Below are 15406 nucleotides of genomic sequence, written 5' to 3'. Positions count from 1 at the left end.
TATTAATTAGGAGAAAGTTTTATGGCAACACCTCATATCAATGCCGTTGATGGCGCATTTGCTGAAACAGTTTTAATGCCGGGTGATCCTCTGCGAGCGAAATATATTGCAGAAAATTTTCTAGACGATGCAGTGCAAGTCACTGATGTTCGAAACATGCTAGGGTTTACTGGAACTTATAAAGGTAAACGTATTTCAGTTATGGGCAGCGGTATGGGGATCCCTTCTTGCTCTATTTATGCAACAGAACTTATTCGTGACTATGGCGTTAAAAATATTATTCGTGTTGGTAGTTGTGGTGCAGTTAATCCTGATATCAAATTACGTGATGTGATCATTGGTTTAGGTGCTTCAACTGATTCAAAGGTAAATCGTATTCGCTTTTCTGGGCATGATTTTGCTGCTATTGCGAGTTATACATTACTAGAAAAAGCTGTTCGTTCTGCGAAACAACATAATATTGACGTAAAAGTAGGTAATATATTTTCAGCGGATACTTTTTATACTCCTGAGCCAGAAGTATTTGATGTGCTAGAAAAATATAATATTCTTGGTGTTGAAATGGAAGCAGCTGGGTTATATGGCGTAGCTGCTGAAGAAGGTGCAAATGCTTTATGTATTTTAACCGTATCTGATCATATTCGCCGAGGTGAAAAATTATCGTCAGATGAACGTCAAAATAGCTTTAATGAGATGCTAGTGATTGCATTAGACTCAGTGCTTTTATAGATAATAGCTATGCTTTAACTTTTAATTAGGCAATGCATGTGGTTGCCTTTACATTTATATCAAGGATAGAACAAATGAAAAAAAGCTTACTTTCTTGTGCATTACTAGCTTCATCTTCAGTGATGGCTGCAGATTACACTGACGGTGATATACATAAAAACGACTTTAAATTTGTACAATTTAATTACATGTATGCGGTTAATGAATTACCGGGTGAATCAGACCATGACTATTTAGAAATGGAGTTTGGTGGACGCTCTGGGATTTTTGACTTGTATGGTTATGTTGATGTTTTTAACCCATCTGCAAGTAAAGATTCTGATAAATACGACTCTCCAAAAATGTTCATGAAATTTGCACCTCGCGTTTCTTTAGATGCTCTGTTTCAAAGTGATTTTTCTATTGGGCCTGTAAAAGAGTTATATTTTGCAACATTATTTAATTGGGATGGTAGCTCTAATAGCACTCCATACAATGTGAATAATTCTTTTTGGGGGGTTGGTTCAGATATTGATGTCGCATGGCTTGGAAAAGTTGGGTTTAATATTTATGGTCTTTATGATCTAAATAAACGAGATTGGAATGGTTATCAAGTTTCTACTAACTGGTTTAAACCTTTTTACTTCTTTTCAAATGGCTCATTCTTTTCTTACCAAGGTTATATTGATTATCAAGTTGGAATGAAAAGTGAATATTCTACGGCAAGTAATGGTGGTGCAATGTTTAATGGCTTGTATTGGCATTCAGATCAGTTTGCTTTAGGGTATGGTTTAAAATTGTATAAAGATGTGTATGGTATTGAAGATACCGACGCGTTCAAGTCAACTGGCATCAGCCATTATTTTAGTGCGACTTATAAATTTTAATTATTATTCTTCTTAATTATTTTATGCACCGTTATTAATATTAATTTCGGTGCATTTTTTTATTTACGTTTTAACTATTTAGGACTGTCTTCATGATCATATCTTCTTTACCTATGACTGATTTACATCGTCATTTAGATGGAAATATTCGTATTCAATCAATACTAGAGTTAGGGCAAAAGTTTTCCATGGCATTACCTGCTACTAATATTGATGAATTAAGACCTTTTGTACAAGTTGTTGAAAAGCAGCCTGACTTAATGTCTTTTTTACAGAAATTAGATTGGGGGGTTGCTGTGCTCGGCGACTTGGATGCTTGTCGACGAGTGGCTTATGAAAACGTAGAAGATATAAAATTAGCAGGTATTGATTATGCTGAATTAAGATTTTCTCCTTATTATATGGCCATGAAACATAACTTACCTGTGGAGGGAGTTGTTGAAGCTGTCGTTGAGGGGATCCAGGCAGGTAATCGAGATTTTAATCTTAAAACTAATTTGATTGGAATAATGAGTCGTACTTTTGGTGTCGAGCGTTGTTATCAAGAATTAGAAGCTTTGCTTACTCAAAAAGAACATCTAGTTGCTGTTGATTTAGCGGGAGATGAATTAGGTCAGCCTGGTTCTTTATTCGTTAAGCATTTTAAGAAAGTACGTGATGCAGGTTTACAGGTAACCGTTCATGCTGGAGAGGCCGCTGGTGCAGAAAGCATTTGGCAAGCGATTAATGAGTTAGGTGCTGTTCGTATTGGGCATGGTGTTAATGCGATACAGGATCCTCATTTAATGGAATATTTAGTAAAACATGAGATTGGTATCGAATCTTGTATTACTTCAAATATACAAACGAGTAGCATTACAGATATTAAAGAGCATCCTTTAAAAATGTTTTTAGAGCAGGGTGTTAAAGCGACTATAAATACTGATGATCCTGCTGTTGAAGGGATTGAATTAGCACACGAATACAATATGGCCGCTCCTTCTGCTGGACTCTCTGCAAAACAAATTATGCAGGCTCAAATAAATGGTGTTGATATTTCTTTTTTATCTTCTTCTGATAAAAAATTATTAAGGGAGCTTGCTCTTAACCGTTAATTTTTTATTTTTACTGTGATTTTTATAAAAGGTTGATAGATAAAATAACTAATTTGCGTGTAAATTAAACGAAAGCAACAAAAATATCATTTTAAAGGTGTTTCTTGTGAAAAAAATGGTAGTCTCTCATCAAATTTATATTGCTCTTATTTATGCCTAAATAATTTTAATTATTAATCATAAATAAGTACCTTTAAAGACTGTTTTGATGGTTCAAGGAGAGAGATACTGTGTTAGATATTTTAAAAGCAATGGCGCAAAACTTTTTAGGTAAATCACCTAAATGGTATAAATTAGTTATTGTTGGCTTTTTAATTATTAATCCAATTTTATTTGCTATCGACCCATTTGTTGCTGGATGGGTTCTTGTTGTGGAATTTATCTTTACCTTAGCAATGGCATTAAAATGTTATCCTCTTCAACCTGGTGGTTTATTAGCTATCGAGGCTGTGATTTTAGGTATGACTTCAGCTAAACATGTTCAAGCTGAAGTAACTGGTAATTTTGAAGTAATTTTATTATTAGTCTTTATGGTTGCTGGTATCTATTTTATGAAAGATTTACTGCTATTTAGTTTTACTAAATTAGTAGTCACCATGCGCAGTAAAATTCTATTGTCATTAACTTTCTGTGCCGTTTCTGCATTTCTATCTGCCTTCCTAGATGCGTTAACCGTTATTGCTGTAATTATTGCGGTTGCAGTTGGTTTTTATTCTGTGTATCACAAGGTTGCATCAGGTAATGGTAATAACCAGGATCATGACCATAGTAGTGACCATGGACTATTAGAGAGCCATCGAGTTGATTTAGAGCAATTTAGGGCATTTTTACGTAGTTTAGTCATGCATGCTGGTGTCGGTTCAGCTTTAGGCGGTGTATGTACTTTGGTTGGGGAGCCACAAAACTTAATTATTGCTGATCAAGCAGGTTGGGAGTTCTTAGAGTTTGTATTAAGAATGATGCCAGTTACTTTACCTGTGCTTATTACAGGGTTCTTAACTTGTATATTACTTGAGAAATATAGCAAGTTTGGATACGGCGCAAAATTACCTGATTCTATTCGTAAAATTCTCACTGATTTCAATAATGAAAAAAGTGCGAATATGAGCAACCAAGATAAAGCGAAATTAATTATTCAAGCGATCATTGGCGTGTGGTTAATTGTTGGTTTAGCAATGCATTTAGCTGCTGTTGGTTTGATTGGTTTATCAGTTATTATACTAGCAACTGCTTTTACTGGCGTTACAGAAGAACATGCTTTAGGTAAAGCTTTTGAAGAAGCCTTGCCTTTTACCGCATTATTAGTCGTTTTCTTTACAATTGTTGCTGTAATCATTGACCAAAATTTATTTGGCCCTGTTATTCAAGTTGTTTTACAAGCAGAAGGGCATACCCAATTAGTGTTGTTCTATATCGCGAATGGTTTCTTATCTATGGTGAGTGACAATGTGTTTGTAGGGACTGTTTACATCCATGAAGTTAAAGCCGCTTTACAACATGGTCTAATTTCTCGTGAGCAATTTGATTTGTTAGCGGTTGCAATTAATACTGGTACTAACTTACCTTCTGTAGCAACACCAAATGGCCAAGCTGCATTTTTATTCTTATTAACTTCTGCGTTAGCCCCATTATTACGTTTAAGCTACGGAACAATGGTTTGGATGGCATTGCCTTACACTATTGTCTTGTCATTAATTGGTTTATTTGGAGTGTTATATAACCTGGTACCAATGACTGATTTGATGATTAATATGGGGTGGTTACATGTGCGCTAAGTTTAATTAAAACGACTTAATATTTCTTCTTAGGCCTGATTTTGATATTTATTCAAATCAGGCCTTTTTATTAGTATTTTATATATTGAGTTATTTGATAGGGTGTTGGAGGAATAAAGTCTTTTCTATCGTTTTGTATATTTAGTCATTCATGTTTATTACATTAACTATATGCTCTAACTTTTTGTATAGAAAACAATTCAATTCGCGTGTAAGTTGATGTAAATAGTTGTCCCATCAATGCAATTCGTACGAATAAGTGAGTTATTTTAAACTGTAAAATAGAGCTGCTATTTATCGTAATTGCTATAAATTATTGCTGCAAACTTTGTAAACGTAAATCATCCCGTTTAAATTCTGTAATTTTAGCGCTATATCGAGCTTGGTCTAGCCTATTTTCAGTGTAAATTAAGGCACTGCCCATCTCTTGTGATGCTTCCCTAAAGCGACCTAACAAAGCTAAATATTCAGCTCTTATTGCATGCTCTTTTGCTTTCTCCTTCATTGCTTTATATAAGTCGATAGCAATTAAATGAGCAAGAATATTTTTAGGGTGAGAGCGTATAAAATATTCTAGTTTCTTTTCTGCAAGTTGGTATTGCTTATCTTCCTGTAGAGCTAATACTAAATTTAATATAATGACCTCATTTTCAGTGAAACGTTTTTCATATAGTGTGAGTGATTGTATTGCTCCTTTAACATTATTTAAAGCGAGTGCTACATCAGTAGCAAAGTCGATATAAAACAAGTTATAAGGATCATCTTTTAATAGTTTTTCGTTAATATCATAGGCTTTTTTATAATCTTTATTTTTAAAATAAGAAAGTGCTAGACCGTATTCTGCTGCTTCTTTTAGTTTATATTTATGGTTATCAAGTTCTGCTTGGTATTTGTTTATTAAAACGGGCGCAGGTAACTTGTAATATCTTACTGTAATGCGTGCTTTACTGAGTTGGTAACTTAAACTGCTATGAACGGATATTTTTTTAAATTGACTCGCACGTAGTCTTGCTTCAGCTAATCGAGTTTCTGGTAGTGGATGCGTTAATAACATTTGTGGAGGCATACTGGCATATTTATATTTTTCAGCCAATGTTCCAAAAAAGTTAGCCATACCATACGGATCATAACCAGCATCAGCCAAGGTTTGTATACCAATTCGATCTGCTTCATATTCATGTAAGCGAGTGTAGTTTATTTGAGTTTGCGCATTAACAGCCATGGTTGTTGATAATGCTGCCATTCCAGCAGCAGGTGAGACTAAAGCTAATAGAATAGAACCCGCCATCGCTGCCATTGTAGCTGGATTTCTAAGTGACTGTTGTTCTAACATCCGGGCTAAATGTCGCTGAGTGATATGTGCAACTTCATGCGCTAATACACTTGCTAGCTCACTTTCTGTTTGTGCATAAAGAAATAATCCTGTATGGATCTTTATGTTGCCACCTAAAAATGCGGCTGCATTGATCTCATCATCTTTTACTAAAAAAAACTGAAAAGGTAACTTTACAGAGCTGGCGTGAGCCACAATATTCTGCCCAAGAGTAGATATATAATTATTAAGTACAGGATCATGGATGATAGGTAAAGCTTGGTTGGCCATCATGCTAAATGCCCAACCATATTCTTTTTCTTTTTCAATGGTTAATGCACCTGCACCAACTGTTCCGATTTCAGGTAAATCGTTACTAGCGAAACTAGGCGCAGGCATACACTGTAGTAATAAATACAAAGCAAATAATTGTGTTTTGTAAAGCACATTCAATACTCTTTTAATAAATAGATTAAAAGCATAAACAAGCCCCAAGTTATTGCAAGTGTTGATTGTGATAAGAGCTTTGAAAGGTAATAATTAGCTTTTTAAATGTGGCAAGATGAGGGCTATGGTTGATTTAGATCTAAGGGAGGTTCGCTGCCCTATGGCATTAGTTTTATTAAAGCAACAATTGATTAAAATGAAGATCAACGAATGCATTAATATTAAGTTTTCTAACCAACAAGCAATGCAAGATATATGCTTATATTTAGATAAAAAAAACTATTGCTATCTTTGTGAGCAAAATACATTATTGATTAAATTATATAATCGTTTTTAGTGCAAAAATAACTTACCTAGTTAATAAACTTTACGGTAAAGAATAAAGATAGTTCTACATGTATACAATGGAAGTCGCTTCTTAAAAAGGAATATTTTGAATGTTTAAACAGATTTATCAATGGTATAAAACGCGTTTTTCAGATCCTGATCTGAGTGTTTTATTCCTGTTATTAATCTTCTCTTTTGCAATTGTTTATTATTTTGGTGGCATTCTCACACCAGTATTTGTTGCTGTTGTTTTAGCTTATTTGTTAGATTGGCCTATCACTTACTTAATGCGCTTTAAGTTAAATAGAACAATTTCAACTTTAATTATCATGACATTATTCATTTCTATTTCTATTGTTACTTTCTTGGGAATTCTACCTACTGTATTTAAGCAAGCAGCTTCTTTTATTCGAGAACTTCCTATGATGTTGAATCAAGGGCAGGCTTATATATTAACACTACCTACCCAGTATCCCGATGCAATTGATCCGGTGACAATTAAAAACCTAATTGAGACAATTAAAAACTATTTACTGAGTAGTGGAGGCTTTCTGCTATCACAATCTTTTGCCTCTTTATTGAATATTGCTGCTTTACTGGTTTATACGATTTTAGTGCCTTTGATGATGATTTTTATGCTAAAAGACAAAGATAGATTAATTACCAGTATGGCAAGATTTTTACCTAGAAACCGTAAATTAGCAGTGCAAGTTTGGTCTGAAATGAATGGCCAAATTATGAATTATATCCGTGGTAAAGTTATTGAAATCCTGATCGTTGGTGTTGTCACTTATTTAACTTTTTTTATTATGGATTTACGTTATTCTGCGTTATTGGCTGTATTAGTTGGTTTGTCGGTACTCATTCCTTATATTGGTGCTGCTGCTGTGACAGTACCTGTAGCCGTTGCTGCATTATTTCAATGGGGGATTTCACCTGAATTTGTATACCTCATGATAGCCTACGGTATTATTCAAGCAGTTGATGGTAATGTTATTGTTCCAATACTGTTTTCGGAAGCTGTAAATCTGCACCCGATTGTCATTATTATTTCAGTTCTAGTTTTTGGGGGCCTGTGGGGCTTTTGGGGAGTCTTTTTTGCAATACCTTTAGCAACACTTGTAAAGGCCGTATTACATGCATGGCCTACGCCTGAAGAGGTTGATAGATTGGCTGCAATGACTACTGAACATAAGTAACTGATGCTTGAAAGAAAATTGCAATTACAATCAATAGTTTATCTCTTTTATTTGTTAAAAAGTCTACTTCCTTGTTGTAAATTTCGTAAAGGGAGTGTCACTTAGGATATAAATTATAGGCATTAAAAGGGCGATTAATCGCCCTTAAATATTCACTCTTTCTATTCTGTTTTTGTTAGTTATTGTGTTAAATAATCAATAACAACTTGATGATGATCTTTTGTTTTAAACTTATCAAAAATGTGTTCGATAGTACCTTGTTCATCTACGAGGAAGCTAATACGATGGATACCATCATAAGTTTTCCCCATAAATTTTTTCTCACCCCAAACACCAAAAGCATCAGCTACTGCATGATCCGTATCGGATAATAGAGGGAAGTTAAGCTCTTTTTTAGTGACAAAGTTTTGCAGCTTTTTAACTGGATCTGGACTAACTCCCAAAACAATAGTATTTAAGTCTGCAAGCTGAGCATTTACATCTCTTAATCCACAAGCTTGAGTTATGCATCCTGGAGTCATTGCTTTAGGGTAAAAGTACACTAGTACTTTTTTTCCTGCTAAGTCTACCAATGATACGTTATTACCTTGATCATCTTCTAATGTGAATTGTGGGGCTTTATCACCTTTAACTAATCGCTTCATTTTACCTCTATTAATCTAATTTAATTGGACTGACAAAACCTTTAGGTTTAAGTGCAAGCAAGTCACAGTCTAATTTATCAATAACTTGTTCTGCAGTACTACCTAATAAAGCAGCGCCTAATCCAGAATGTCCAACAGTACCTAAAATGACCAGTTCTGTTTTTATATCTTCTGCTACTTGGCTTATTACATCTTCTGGTAAGCCTTGATGTAAATGTGTATTTTCTGGAGCAACGTGATATTCACTTGCATAGTCATTTAATATTTTTTGATGGAATTTTTTCAAACCATCTTCATAGTCGATAGGATCAAATTCAGGTAATTCCATCATTATATTCATCGGAGGACTAGGGCACGCATTTACAATATGAACATTCGATTTTATCATTGCAGCTATATCAATAGCTTCAGTTAGGATAGATGAGTTTAATTGGTGATGCTCAGAATCCTCACTACTTTTACAATCGATAGCACATAAAATATTACCTTCTTCTGGCCATGAATCTGATTTTACTAATAATAAAGGAATTGGACATTTTCTTAATAAGTTCCAATCGGTAGGTGTAAACAGAATAGCACTGAGACGAGAGTGTGGATGCGTTGATTTTATTAATAAATCATAGCCTTCCTGCAGGATCAATTGTATTGCTGCTTGAAATGGACGATTGTGCCATTGTACTTGGCAATTTATTTTTTGACCTTTTTCTCTGTGTGGAGCAGCTAGTGAATCTAACCATTCTTGATTCTCTCGCAATACGATAGAGCGCATAGCATGGCGTTCTTCCATAGAGCTTAATGAGGTCATCTCGTAGGTTAAATCATAACAGCATAGGAACAAAGTGATCTTGGCTTTTTGCTCTTTTTCGGCTATTTCAATAGCGCGCTGTAAAGCAGGTTGCTGTTCTTGTGTGGGATCTATATAGACTAAAATGTTACGATATTTAAGCATGTTAACCTCTAAATTTTATAATAAACCACATATATACAATTTAGATCAGATAGCATTAAATAGGTAGTGATATACGCCAGAAAAAGTAAAAAAAATTCTGACGATAATAAAGGTTTTTTAATTATATTTTATCTACGGCACCTGCTAACTCTGCTAATTGATCTTCATCTAATATTGTGATGTATTTGCCTTTCACTGCAATCATGCCACTTTTTTGGAAACGACCTAATAATCGGCTGATAGTTTCAACGGTTAAACCAAGGTAGTTGCCAATATCTCCTCGAGTCATTGATAATCTAAACTCTCTTGGAGAGAAACCTCGTGCCGCATAACGAACTGAAAGATTGTGAATAAAAGAAGCTAATCTTTCTTCTGCATTTTTCTTCGAAAGTAACAAAATCATGTTTTGATCACCTACAATCTCTGCACTCATTAGACGTAATATTTGTTGTCTTAATTTCGGCATTGTTGTTGATAAGTGATCTAGTGTTTCGTAGGGAATTTCACAAATCATTGCTGTTTCAAGTGCTTGTGAAAAACTTGGATGTGTACCTGAGCTGATGCCATCAAATCCAACTAAATCACCTGCTAAGTGAAAAGCTGTTATTTGTTCGTCACCTTGCTCTGTAATAGTGTAAGACTTTAAGGTACCAGAACGAATTGCATATAAGCATTTCATTTCTTCACCGGCTTTAAAGATTTCTTGGCCTTTTTGTATAGGTTTTTTACGCTCAATAATAGTATCTAAACGATCTAATTCAGTCTCATTTAATGAATAAGGGATACATAATTGGCTAATGCTGCAATCTTGGCAATGAATTGCACAGCCACCTGTTTGTAGTCGACTTGAATTATTTTTATCCATATACATTCTTAAAGTTTGTTGATTTAAGTCAATTGTAGCATTTTATAAAGAGCCTTTGAATACACAAATTGATATAAAACAAGTCGTCCATTACCGAGTTATTATGAATTTGAAGTAAACCTGACTTTTATAAATATTTTTTTAATAAAGTTGCTTTATTGCGACAAAGAGAGTTTGAAAAGCAAATAAACAAAGAATGATACCACTACCATATCTGAACCATTTTTTATTAAGAATATGTTTTAATTTATGGCTTAGCGAACCCACTAACATCATCGCTGGCAAGGTGCCTAGTCCAAATCCCAACATAATAATAAGACCATTAACTGCGTCTGCAGTGCTAATAGCCCATACTAAGGTTGAATACACTAAACCGCATGGCAACCACCCCCAGAAAAATCCTAAAGGAAATGCTAAAAGAGGGTGTTTTAAGGGTAAAAAATATTGTGCTAATGGTTTAATAAACTTCCATAGAAGTTGGCCTGTACGTTCTACAAATAATAAACCATTCCATATTCTAGCAATATAACATGCTAATAAAAGCATCATGATGGCGGCAATAATACGTAAGTAAATAAGTGACTCTTTACCACCCATCCATATAATCAAGATACCGCTACTTGCTGCAAATATAAAACCAGCAACAGAATAACTACTAATACGACCTAAGTTATACAAAAATAGAGCTAATAGGGCATTTTTTTGCCGAGGGTTTATTGAAAAACTTAAAGCACTCGCTATACCTGAACACATGCCAATGCAATGGCCTGCGCCTAACAAACCAATTAAAAATGCACTAAAAAAATCATTAATGAGCATCTGTTTTTATATCATCTTTAATGTTTTCTGATGGTGTGTTTGTTGGCATATCTTCATCAAATAAAATATTGACACCTTCTCTATCTAAGTCTTCATATTGATTAGATTTAACAGCCCAAAAGAAAACTAACACTGCAATTGATACAAAGATCATTGCAATTGGAATCAATACATAAATAATACTCATTTTAATAACCTTAAAGAGTTACTGACAACGATAAGTGAACTGAAAGACATGCCTAGTACTGCAATGTAAGGCGGAACTAAGCCCATCACTGCTAGTGGCATAATGATAAGGTTATAACCCAATGACCAAGCTAGATTCTCCCTAATGATACGGGTTGTCTTTTTAGCATTATTCATTAATAAACTAATTTTTTGTAAATGTGAACCAAGTAAAATAACATCTGCACAATTTTTTGCTATATCAGTCCCACTAGCTAAAGCTACAGAAACATGAGCTCCTGCTAAAACCGGTGCATCATTAATACCATCCCCAATCATCATCACTTGCTGTGTTTGTTGTAATTCCTGAATATAGGTGAGTTTTTGTTGTGGGTTGACACCTTTAATCACTGTCTCAATATTTAATTGTTTGGCGACTTCTTCACTTTTATTTGAAATATCACCTGTTAACATGGTTGTTTTTAATTTTTTAAGCTGGCAGAAGTCAGTTAATGCTGCTGCAGTACTCCGTATTTCATCACCTAATTCAAAGATTGCAATTAATTGCTCATCAACGGTTAAGTAGATTGCTAACTCTTTACTTTCTAGCTCTTGCTCAACTTGACAAAATTTAGCATGGCCCAATTTTATTTGTTGTATTGTATCGTTATTTCTCCAAGAAGCTTGTAATCCTTGGCTTGGTATATTTTCGATATTACTCAGTTGCAATACTTGGTTTTGTAACTGAGAGAAAGCAACTGCAATAGGGTGCTCTGAATTTATTTCGAGGTTAGCTGCAATATCAATACATTGTTGCTCAGTATAACTTTGATTGGAATTTTTTGGGTACAAATGTGTTTTTAAGAGCTTAAAATTACCTTCTGTTAATGTTCCCGTTTTATCAAATACAATGTGTTGAATCTTATTCAGTGTTTCTAAAACATGGTGTTGTTTAATCAATATGCCTTGCTTGTTTAGTTGTGCCGTCGCACAAGTAAGTGCTGTTGGGGTCGCAAGAGATAATGCACATGGACAGGTTGCAACTAACACAGATAAAGTTATCCAAAAAGCTTGATCTGCATCGATAATACTCCAACCAATGTAAGTCAAAGTCGCGATGACTAATAACGCAGCGACAAAATAGCGGGAAACCGTATCTGCCATCACTTCAATACGTGGTTTATTTTGTTGAGCATTATTTTGTAATTGAATAATGTCAGCTATTAATGTGTTATTACCCACATTTACCACTTCAATAGTTAATACACTACTAATATTAACTGTGCCGGCATAAACACTATCTTGAGCTTGCTTGAAAACAGGTAAATGCTCACCGGTTAGCATAGATTCTTCAATATTACTTTGACCATCAATTATTTTGCCATCAACAGCAATTGTTTCACCTGGTTTAACTAATATTTTCTGCCCTGCCACTAATGTTTTTGCTGGTATGAGTTGATGAGTTGATACATCATTAGTAACGTCTATTAAAGTCGCCATTGAAGGCAGTAAACGTAATAAGTTACTACTTGTTTCAGATGCTTTGCGTCGGGCACGTAGTTCTAATAATCTTCCTAATAGTAATAGAAAGGTAAACATAGCGACAGACTCGAAATAAACTTCACCTCGCCCAACAATTGTTGCATAACCTGACGCTGTATAAGCTCCTAATAAAGCAATTGAAATAGGGATATCCATTCCCAGTGTTTTATTTCGAATATTACGCCACGCATTAGCATAAAAGGGTTGTGCACTATACAGTAATACAGGTGTAGCAATAATAAAACTGACCCATCTAAAGTAGTGTATAAACTCTTCTTCCATACCTGAAAAGAAATCAGCATAAAGAGCAATTGCAAACATCATAACCTGCATGGTTGCTAGGCCAGCTAGTCCTAAACGTCGTAAATAAGATTTCACTTGTGCGGTATAAAAAACTTCTTGTTGATTAACTTGGAAAGGGTAGCCTTTATAACCAATGCGTTGGATTTGTTGTAATATTTTACTTAACGCAACTTGTTTATTATCCCAACGGATTAAAGCTCGGTTTAAGGTTGTATTAACGTTAACAAACATAATGCCGGGTAAAAAACGTAACTGTTTTTCGATTAGCCAAGCACAAGCGGCACAACTAATGCCTTCGATGGTGAGTGTTATTTCAGTTATCTCGCCAGATTTTTTTATAAAATCTGACTGTATTTGTTCAAGATCATAATGTTTAAGTTGTTGTAACTCTTCAGGAATTAAATCTTCACCTTTATTCGCCACTTCTGTTCGATGTTCATAATAAGAGCTTAACCCACTATCAACGATGGTTTGAGCAATGGCCTCACAGCCAGGGCAGCACATATTTTGTTGTACATCGTTAATAACTACTTTAAAGATGGTATTTGTTGGATTAGGCTCTCCACAATGAAAGCAAAGACTTACTTCTTTCATCTATAACAGGATCTCTTTGGTTGGAAATTGAACATGTTTTTGTAAGCGCCATTGCTTATCAAAAGGTTCTATGCGAAGTGTCCATTTACCTGTTAACGATTTTTCTGTCTCAAAATGATATTTACCTTCTCCATCAGCAGTTAACATTAAGATCTTATCTCGTTTAGATTGTGTTGAGTGATATAATGACAAGCTAATAGAAGCATGGTCTTTTAATCCATCAAGTGTAATTAAAAGTTCACCTTTTTGCTGTTGAACAACAGCTGAAATTCCTAACTCTTTCGCTTTTTTTATCAAACTCAAATCGGCATTAATTGCTTTACCTGTTTTATAATAATCATCAACCACCATATCAGGTTTATTATCAACGGCGATAAAAACAGTGGTGATACCCGCAACAACAGCAGCCATTGGTAAAATAATTAAAAACCACGGCCAAAATTGTTTAAACCAGGTTTTCTTTGTATTTGCTTGCATAACAGTTCCTGTTATTAGAGAAAGGTAATTAGGGCCGTCAATTTATCATTTACAGTGAATTTTAGCTATAAAAAAGCCCCGATAAACGAGGCTTTTTATGTCTTAATTTGTTAATTTTGTTACGCTTGTTTGAGTTTATTTTTCTTGTGATAAAGAATAAACAAATGCAGCTAATAATTGCACTTTATCTTCACCTAAAATATCACCCCAAGCTGGCATCACACCATTTCGACCATTGCGAACAGTATCTTCTACAGCTTTACGTGAGCCACCGTATAACCAAACTTTATCAGTTAAATTAGGTGCTCCAAATTCATGCATACCTTTACCTTCTGGACCATGACAAGCCGCACACATCACGAAACGATCTTTACCTGCTTGTGCTTCGATAGAGTTTACGCGGCGTCCACTTAGTTGTAATACATAAGTTGATACTTCTTTAACACCTTGTTCACCTAGGATGTCTTTCCAAGCAGGCATTACACCATGACGACCTTTCATAATGGTTTCTTTAATAGTAAGAGCCTCACCACCATATAACCAATCATTGTCTGAAAGATTAGGAAAACCATTACCACCACGAGCATCTGAGCCATGACATTGAGCGCAGTTTTGTAAGAATAAACGTTGTCCTACTTTTACTGCTTCTGTGTCTTTAGCAATAACCTCGATATCTTTGTAGTCACCAGATTCTGTATAAGCTAATTTTTTAAATACAGCACCATACTTTTCTTCAGCGGCATTCATTTCTCGTTGATATTGCGAGTTAGACGTTTTTGCTACTTCATCAGATTCAGCTTGTGATTTGACACTCTGCTCTGAACTTGACCAGTTTAAAAAACCATTCCAATTTGCAGTATAAGCAGGAAAAGCAACTGAATAAATTAATGCTGTAAAAATTGAAAACCAGAATAAACCAACCCACCATTTAGGTAATGGATTATTTAATTCTTGAATCCCGTCAAAAGTATGAGGCATTGGATCGCCTTCTTTGACGTTAGTTGAGTTCTTACTTGCTAGTTTTAGGAGTACCGCACAACCGATAATAACGATTAGTGAGATAGTAGTGATCCATATTGTCCAAAAAATGCTCATTATTTTTTAGCTCCTGTATGTTCGCTTGAATTGCTTTCATACTCTGTTGAGTCCAGATCATCATCTAAAATGGAGTTACCCATTTCTTCAAAGGACTGTTTTTGTTTTTTACTATAAGCCCAGAAAATCAACGCAACAAAAATAATAATTAAGAATAAGGTATATAGTCCGTTAAATGTTGCAAAATCCATAGAGCCTCCAGCT

General features: G+C 34.7%; 16 protein-coding genes. 6 read left to right on the top strand and 10 right to left on the bottom strand.

Translation table 11 applies throughout. The features are described from left to right. Positions 1–21 precede the first annotated feature (21 nt). The 4 genes from deoD to nhaB all read left to right on the top strand — a co-directional run bounded on the left by deoD (position 22) and on the right by nhaB (position 4464). Complete coding sequence (gene deoD, locus E2R68_RS11150; RefSeq protein WP_134277767.1) at positions 22–729, top strand: purine-nucleoside phosphorylase; 708 nt, start codon at positions 22–24, stop codon at positions 727–729. Positions 730–794: 65 nt separating this feature from the next. Further along, positions 795–1595: a nucleoside-specific channel-forming Tsx family protein gene (locus E2R68_RS11145; protein WP_445177088.1), complete on the top strand. Its 801-nt coding sequence runs from the start codon at positions 795–797 to the stop codon at positions 1593–1595. A gap of 92 nt (positions 1596–1687) precedes the next feature. Next, positions 1688–2689: an adenosine deaminase gene (gene add, locus E2R68_RS11140; RefSeq protein WP_134277765.1), complete on the top strand. Its 1002-nt coding sequence runs from the start codon at positions 1688–1690 to the stop codon at positions 2687–2689. Between the two features lie 251 nt (positions 2690–2940). Further along, positions 2941–4464 (top strand): sodium/proton antiporter NhaB, encoded by a 1524-nt coding sequence (gene nhaB / locus E2R68_RS11135; RefSeq protein ID WP_134277852.1) that lies wholly within the window; start codon positions 2941–2943, stop codon positions 4462–4464. A 313-nt stretch (positions 4465–4777) separates the two neighbouring features. Here the strand turns inward: nhaB and bepA are convergent, their stop codons facing one another. Continuing rightward, entirely contained in the window at positions 4778–6223 is a 1446-nt protein-coding gene (gene bepA / locus E2R68_RS11130) for a beta-barrel assembly-enhancing protease (RefSeq protein ID WP_243834664.1), read from the bottom strand. Positions 6224–6338: 115 nt separating this feature from the next. Between bepA and E2R68_RS11125 the strand changes: the two genes are divergently transcribed. Beyond that, positions 6339–6560: a sulfurtransferase TusA family protein gene (locus E2R68_RS11125; RefSeq protein WP_347876589.1), complete on the top strand. Its 222-nt coding sequence runs from the start codon at positions 6339–6341 to the stop codon at positions 6558–6560. A gap of 100 nt (positions 6561–6660) precedes the next feature. After that, positions 6661–7749 (top strand): AI-2E family transporter, encoded by a 1089-nt coding sequence (locus tag E2R68_RS11120; protein WP_134277763.1) that lies wholly within the window; start codon positions 6661–6663, stop codon positions 7747–7749. 179 nt (positions 7750–7928) lie between these two features. Here E2R68_RS11120 and bcp read toward each other — a convergent pair whose 3' ends face one another. The 9 genes from bcp to E2R68_RS11075 all read right to left on the bottom strand — a co-directional run bounded on the left by bcp (position 7929) and on the right by E2R68_RS11075 (position 15393). Then, positions 7929–8393 carry a thioredoxin-dependent thiol peroxidase gene (gene bcp / locus E2R68_RS11115; protein ID WP_134277762.1) on the bottom strand — a complete coding sequence of 155 codons (465 nt, stop codon included), beginning with the start codon at positions 8391–8393 and terminating at the stop codon, positions 7929–7931. Between the two features lie 10 nt (positions 8394–8403). Continuing rightward, the gene (gene uspE / locus E2R68_RS11110) at positions 8404–9342 is read right to left on the bottom strand and encodes a universal stress protein UspE (protein ID WP_134277761.1); all 939 of its coding nucleotides are present in this window, start codon (positions 9340–9342) and stop codon (positions 8404–8406) included. A 121-nt stretch (positions 9343–9463) separates the two neighbouring features. After that, positions 9464–10213 carry an FNR family transcription factor gene (locus E2R68_RS11105; protein ID WP_134277760.1) on the bottom strand — a complete coding sequence of 250 codons (750 nt, stop codon included), beginning with the start codon at positions 10211–10213 and terminating at the stop codon, positions 9464–9466. Positions 10214–10348: 135 nt separating this feature from the next. Next, positions 10349–11026 carry a sulfite exporter TauE/SafE family protein gene (locus tag E2R68_RS11100; RefSeq protein WP_134277759.1) on the bottom strand — a complete coding sequence of 226 codons (678 nt, stop codon included), beginning with the start codon at positions 11024–11026 and terminating at the stop codon, positions 10349–10351. Then, positions 11016–11213, bottom strand: coding sequence for a cbb3-type cytochrome oxidase assembly protein CcoS (gene ccoS, locus E2R68_RS11095; protein WP_134277758.1), 198 nt, complete (start codon positions 11211–11213; stop codon positions 11016–11018). Before ccoS ends, E2R68_RS11100 begins: the two co-directional genes overlap by 11 nt. Continuing rightward, the gene (locus E2R68_RS11090) at positions 11210–13630 is read right to left on the bottom strand and encodes a heavy metal translocating P-type ATPase (protein ID WP_134277757.1); all 2421 of its coding nucleotides are present in this window, start codon (positions 13628–13630) and stop codon (positions 11210–11212) included. Before E2R68_RS11090 ends, ccoS begins: the two co-directional genes overlap by 4 nt. Then, a complete protein-coding gene (locus tag E2R68_RS11085) occupies positions 13631–14107 on the bottom strand; it encodes a FixH family protein (RefSeq protein WP_134277756.1) in 477 nt (158 codons plus the stop codon). It lies immediately after the preceding gene. Positions 14108–14242: 135 nt separating this feature from the next. Beyond that, complete coding sequence (gene ccoP / locus E2R68_RS11080; protein WP_134277755.1) at positions 14243–15202, bottom strand: cytochrome-c oxidase, cbb3-type subunit III; 960 nt, start codon at positions 15200–15202, stop codon at positions 14243–14245. Then, the gene (locus tag E2R68_RS11075) at positions 15202–15393 is read right to left on the bottom strand and encodes a cbb3-type cytochrome oxidase subunit 3 (RefSeq protein ID WP_134277754.1); all 192 of its coding nucleotides are present in this window, start codon (positions 15391–15393) and stop codon (positions 15202–15204) included. Before E2R68_RS11075 ends, ccoP begins: the two co-directional genes overlap by 1 nt. Between the last annotated feature and the right edge of the window lie 13 nt (positions 15394–15406).

Source organism: Psychromonas algarum (assembly GCF_004376845.1).
GTDB lineage: Bacteria > Pseudomonadota > Gammaproteobacteria > Enterobacterales > Psychromonadaceae > Psychromonas.
This window is presented reverse-complemented; position numbering and strand designations above follow the sequence as displayed.